At 41.6% G+C, this 5,341-nt stretch carries 4 protein-coding genes; 2 read left to right on the top strand and 2 right to left on the bottom strand.

Annotated features, from left to right (window positions below; translation table 11 throughout):
• Both ACOVQQ_RS11045 and ACOVQQ_RS11040 read right to left on the bottom strand, forming a co-directional pair.
• Positions 1–970, bottom strand: a 970-nt coding sequence (locus tag ACOVQQ_RS11045; RefSeq protein ID WP_421818247.1) for an alpha/beta fold hydrolase, incomplete at its 3' end; no start/stop codon positions are given.
• 143 nt (positions 971–1,113) lie between these two features.
• A complete protein-coding gene (locus ACOVQQ_RS11040; RefSeq protein ID WP_421818246.1) occupies positions 1,114–2,412 on the bottom strand; it encodes an O-acetylhomoserine aminocarboxypropyltransferase/cysteine synthase family protein in 1,299 nt (432 codons plus the stop codon).
• A gap of 914 nt (positions 2,413–3,326) precedes the next feature.
• Between ACOVQQ_RS11040 and ACOVQQ_RS11035 the strand changes: the two genes are divergently transcribed.
• Positions 3,327–4,052: a DUF6577 family protein gene (locus ACOVQQ_RS11035; RefSeq protein ID WP_421818245.1), complete on the top strand. Its 726-nt coding sequence runs from the start codon at positions 3,327–3,329 to the stop codon at positions 4,050–4,052.
• A 25-nt stretch (positions 4,053–4,077) separates the two neighbouring features.
• Positions 4,078–5,121, top strand: coding sequence for a nucleotidyl transferase AbiEii/AbiGii toxin family protein (locus tag ACOVQQ_RS11030; protein WP_421818244.1), 1,044 nt, complete (start codon positions 4,078–4,080; stop codon positions 5,119–5,121).
• Positions 5,122–5,341 lie beyond the last annotated feature (220 nt).

Raw genomic sequence — 5,341 nt, 5'->3', positions numbered from 1 at the left:
TGTGAAAAATGGGGTTTAAAATCTGCGAAAGCTGTTCGTTTTCAATCAAAAAGGCGTCGTGACCGTGCACCGAATTTATCTGATGTAAAAAAATGTTTTCGCGCTTTGTTTTTAGAATTTCGAAGGTTTTTCGGTTTTCTGTAGCAGTAAAAAACAAATCGGTGTCGACCGCCACAATGTGAATGGCAGCAGTAACATCGCGAATTACCTGAAGGAAATCGGCGCGCTCTTTGGTGATGTCGTTTGTCTTTAGCAAATGATTCATCAGTTTGTAAGCCGATAACGTAAAGCGATTTTTCAGTTTAATTCCGTGGTTGAGCAACCAACGCTCGACTTGAAATACCGACGATTCGTTGGTGCGCGATCTACCAAACCGCTGATTTATCGATTCGGGCGTGCGGTACAACAACATGGCGTGCAGGCGTGCATCGGCAATGGGATCGTCGGAATTGTTTAGAATTTGGTCTTGAATAAGTACTTGCGCAATAACCCAATCGGTAGCTTTCCAATCGGTAGCAATCGGAATTAAATGTCCGATCGATCTCGGTTGCAACACGGCCATTTCCCAAGCAATTGCGCCGCCCAGACTTCCGCCAATCACAGCAAAAATGCGTTCAATGCCCAGCGCATGCAAACCATTCCAAAACAATTGCGCGATGTCGCGAACGGTAAACTGCTTGTATTCGGAAATTAAATTTGCAGGGTTTTTATCGTAGCCGTTTCCCGGAATATTAAACGAAATCACGGTAAACACGTCGGTATCGATCGTCTTTCCCGAACCTACCAACTCACTCCACCAACCCTCCGGACCGCTTACGTTCGAATTCCCCGTAAGGGCATGATTTACCACAACTACAGCTGCGGTTCCTAAAGTTTGCCCAAAAACCTGATACGTAAGCACAGGCTTGGCGTAGGTGTAGCCGTTTTGTAAACGCAGGTCGGCAAGCGGAATACTAAATAGATGTGCCATAACTCTAATTTTTTATCGAAACACAGGAGACTTTTCGCGGTTTTGCCGTTCGAGTTTTGGTTTGTTTAACTGCCCTCCGCCACAATGGGGAGGACAGTTGCACAAACAAACAAAACAAAACCTAATGAATGAATTAGCTAAATTTATACGTGGGCGGTTTGAGGCGCCGTAGCAGCAACCAAGGCTTGTTCGATATCGGCTTTTAGGTCGGCGAGATCTTCCAAACCAACCGAAACGCGTATCAAATCGGGTGTTACACCGGTTGTGCGTTGCTGCGCTTCGGAAAGTTGCTGGTGAGTGGTGCTGGCTGGGTGAATGATGAGCGATTTTGTATCGCCAATATTGGCCAGTAACGAAAACAATCGTGTCGAATCAACAAAGCGTTTTGCGCCTTCAAAGCCCGATTTTAGACCGAAAGTTAAAATACCGCTTTTGCCTTTTGGCAAGTACTGTTCGGCCAGCGTTTTGTACTTCGAACTTTGCAATCCGGGGTAATTTACCCAAGCTACTGCCTCTTGTTGTTCGAGCCATTGCGCCAAAGCCAAGGCATTTTCGCTGTGTTTTAAAATGCGTATCGACAAAGTTTCCAAACCTTGTAGCGTCTGGAACGCATTAAACGGACTCAGCGCTGCGCCAAAATCGCGCAAACCTTCAATCCGCACTTTGGCAATAAACGAAGCAGCACCTAAAGCCTCGTAGTATTTTAATCCGTGATAACCCGGCGAAGGCTCGGTGAATTCCGGGAATTTGCCGTTGCTCCAATCGAAGTTTCCGGCATCGATAATCACGCCACCTAGCGAAGTTCCGTTGCCGGTAATGTATTTGGTAAGCGAATGAATCACGATGTTGGCTCCGTACGCAATTGGGTTCAGCAAATATGGCGTTGCTACGGTATTGTCGACAATAAACGGAACTTGAAATGCCGCGGCACGATCGGCAATGGCGCGTAAGTCGAGCACGTCGAGTTTTGGGTTTCCGAGGCTTTCGGCAAAAAAGGCGCGGGTATTTTCTTGAGCGGCGCGAGTAAAATTCTCCGGATCTTCTGGATCTACGAAAGTGGTGGTAATGCCAAGACGCGGTAGGGTAACGCTCAGCAAATTGTAGGTGCCGCCGTAGAGGCTGTTTGAGGCCACGATATGATCGCCGGCGCGCAGCAGCACGAGTAAGCTTGTGGCAATGGCAGCGGTTCCGGATGCGGTAACTACGGCGCCAATTCCGCCTTCAAGTGCGGCTAAACGCTGTTCGAGCACGTCGTTTGTGGGGTTGTTGAGGCGGGTGTAAATAAAACCGGCTTCGGCCAATCCGAACAAGTTTGCGGCGTGATCGGAGTTGTTAAACACGTACGAAGTGGTTTGGTAAATAGGCACGGCGCGTGTTCCTGCAGTTTTGTCGGTGTCGTGTCCGGCGTGCAAAGCTAAAGTTGAAAATTGGGTTGTACTCATGATTTTAATTTTTATGGATTACTAAATTTGAATGAATGCGAGGGCAAAAAAAAAGTCCTTTTGGAGCGGTTTACCAAAAGGACTTAACGTTTTAAAGAACTACTTTATCAGCTGTCAAGACACAGGTAAACCCAGATGTATGTGCAACACATCATCCACATCATGAAGCAACATGACATTGAGTTTAGCGCGGTATTTCTTGATTGAACTGACATTTTTAAAAATTGATTTTTGAACAACGAGAATAAAAAAACCTCTGCGGTTGGGCAGAGGTTAACTAAGTTTATGCGAGATCTTACAATCATGCCATAGTGCACCTCTGCGGATTACTCCACATCATACAACAGCACAACATTGTTAGATTTTTCATGTCGATTATTTCTGAGTGTAAAATTGCCGGGTGTAAAATTAAAAACCAAACTTTTTTTGATTTTTAACAAATGATTGGGTGTTGCAACGCGATTTTAAAACATACAAACGCCTTTTAATCAATTAATTAATTCGATTAAATTTTTAAATTTTTTTTCACAGATTTTTTATTTGGGCGTTCCCGCCGCTTCGTTTTAGTGGACTGGTACGGTGCGGCGGGCGGTCCTTTCGCTGCTAGTCCGCAAAAATTGGTGCGCAAAACGGCGGCACAACCGGGCTTCTTGGGTCGCCCGTTTGTTTGTGTTTTTGCAGCACAAATTTTCTTACGGGCTATCCGCTGCAGTACCTAACGCGGGGGAGGGGTGGCAGGGAAACGTGTTACAATAACCAAATTCGAAGGGATAGATTTTCTTTTAAAATATTAAGCGATCTTTCTTGTCAAATTCTAAAAACCTGAAATGATTAATTGTGGCAAATAACTAATTTTTTTGCCGAAATTATACAAAACGATTTTTCGCGTATATTTGAACTTTCAAAGTAATAAAATGACAACAGCTCTTGAAGATAAAGTTAAGCGTTATTTTGGCAACGTTAAAGTAATGACGCGGGATAAGCTTGTGGCAGAATTGCAGAGGGACTTTCCTACATGGACAAATAATACCATTAATACGAACTTGTATCGCTTAAAGAAAAACAAAATACTTAGTACACCAACCAGAGGAATTTATACACTAGAAATCGGAACGATTTTTCGGCCAAGAGCAGATGCTAAATTGAAAAAAATAGCTTCAAGAATACGAAGAAAGTACCCTTTTGTAGATTATTGTGTGTGGGACACTTCGTGGTTAAACGATTTCATGTTGCATCAACCGTTTAAAAGATTTACAGTTGTTGAAGTAGAAAAAAGTGCAGTTGAATCGGTTTTTGCGCTGCTGAGTGTTGAATTCAAATACGTATATTTAAATCCGGATCATGTGCTTTTTGAGCGATACATTAATACAAAAGATGAGGTTATCATCGTAAAGCATTTAAATTCGGAAGCGCCTACAATTACAGATGATCAAATCGTTTTTCCCTCGCTCGAAAAACTGTTGGTGGATATGTTAATCGATGAAAATCTGTTTTCGGCACAACAAGGGGAATTAGATTATATTTTTAAATCGGCATACAAGAAATTTACAATTAATGAATCCAAAATGAGGCGTTATGCAGCGCGGAGAAATAGAGAAGTAGAATTAGAAAAAAGAGTCAATACAACTTTGGCAAAATAAATTAATTTTTGCCAATATTATACAAGTGATAAACAAAGAAACACATACTATCGATTGGATTCTTGGCTTAAGAAACAAGTTAGGAAAACGAATTGATCCCAAATTAATCGAAAAAGTAATTTGGGCACTAACGCTATTGGAACATTTAAAAATAAATGGGTTAAACTTTACATTCAAAGGCGGTACAGCCTTATTATTAGCGACCAAAACACCAAAACGCTTTTCAATTGACATCGACATAATAACAGAACATTCAGAAAAAGAAATAATAACCGTACTGCAAAAGATAGTCGAGGAAAATATATTTTTGAGTTGGGAAGACGACAACAACCGTAAACACACACCCAATGCGCCAATAGGGCATTTCAAGACCTATTACAAAAGCGTAGTAGATGGTAATATCGAGCCTATTTTATTGGACCTGCTCTACACACCTAATCCATATCCTCAAATTCGCGAACTGCCTATAAAACACAATTGGATTTCCACTTCTGGGGAAGATACCATAATTGCAATGCCAACCTTTGATGCTATTTTGGGCGACAAGTTAACAGCATTTGCCCCTAAAACAACCGGAATCCTGTACAGCAAAAACCGTCCTGTAGAAGTCATAAAACAATTATACGACATTGCATTTCTATTCGACAACATAAGTGATTTAGCAGTGGTAAAAAATAGCTACCACAAAGTAGTGCAAGAAGAAATTGGTTTCCGAAAATTAGACATTACAGCAACAGAAGTATTAGAAGATACTTGGCAAGCTTGCTATACATTAGCCGAACGCGATATAAAATCAGAAGAGTTTAGTCAGCTACAATTAGGTATTCGCAATTTTACCAACTTCACAATTGACCGATTCAACATAGACGAAGCAATTACAGCAGCTGCTAAAGTCGCTTACCTAACCAAGCTATTACAATCTGAAAAGGAAATGAAAATCGAAAGGTTTAAAGACCCATTAGAAATAAAAGATTGGTTAATTGAAAACCAAGAATACAACAAACTAAACAAGTTAAAAAAGAACAACCCAGAAGCTTTTTACTATTGGTATAAAGCAGTAAGTATCTAAGGAAGATACAACCTTCAATAGACTAAAACTAATGGATAGAAGTCGTTGAATGCTGTCAGCTATTATTTTGTCAGCTCGCTTTGAATTGCGCTAAAAACCATTTCCTTAATGTTCCCCCTCACCCCAACTCGCCAATCACTTCCCATAAAAACGTGCCAAAATTTTCGAATTCGGGGGTGGTTTCGAGGGTGGCGGGATCCCAAATGAGTACGGGGCAGGT

The sequence above is a fragment of the Flavobacterium sp. genome, assembly GCF_049240005.1.
GTDB lineage: Bacteria > Bacteroidota > Bacteroidia > Flavobacteriales > Flavobacteriaceae > Flavobacterium.
This window is presented reverse-complemented; position numbering and strand designations above follow the sequence as displayed.

Bases quoted from the DNA above. Each gene is read 5' to 3' on its own strand.
- ACOVQQ_RS11040 (WP_421818246.1), bottom strand. From the start codon at position 2,412: ATGAGTACAACCCAATTTTCAACTTTAGCTTTGCACGCCGGACACGAC.
- ACOVQQ_RS11035 (WP_421818245.1), top strand. From the start codon at position 3,327: ATGACAACAGCTCTTGAAGATAAAGTTAAGCGTTATTTTGGCAACGTT.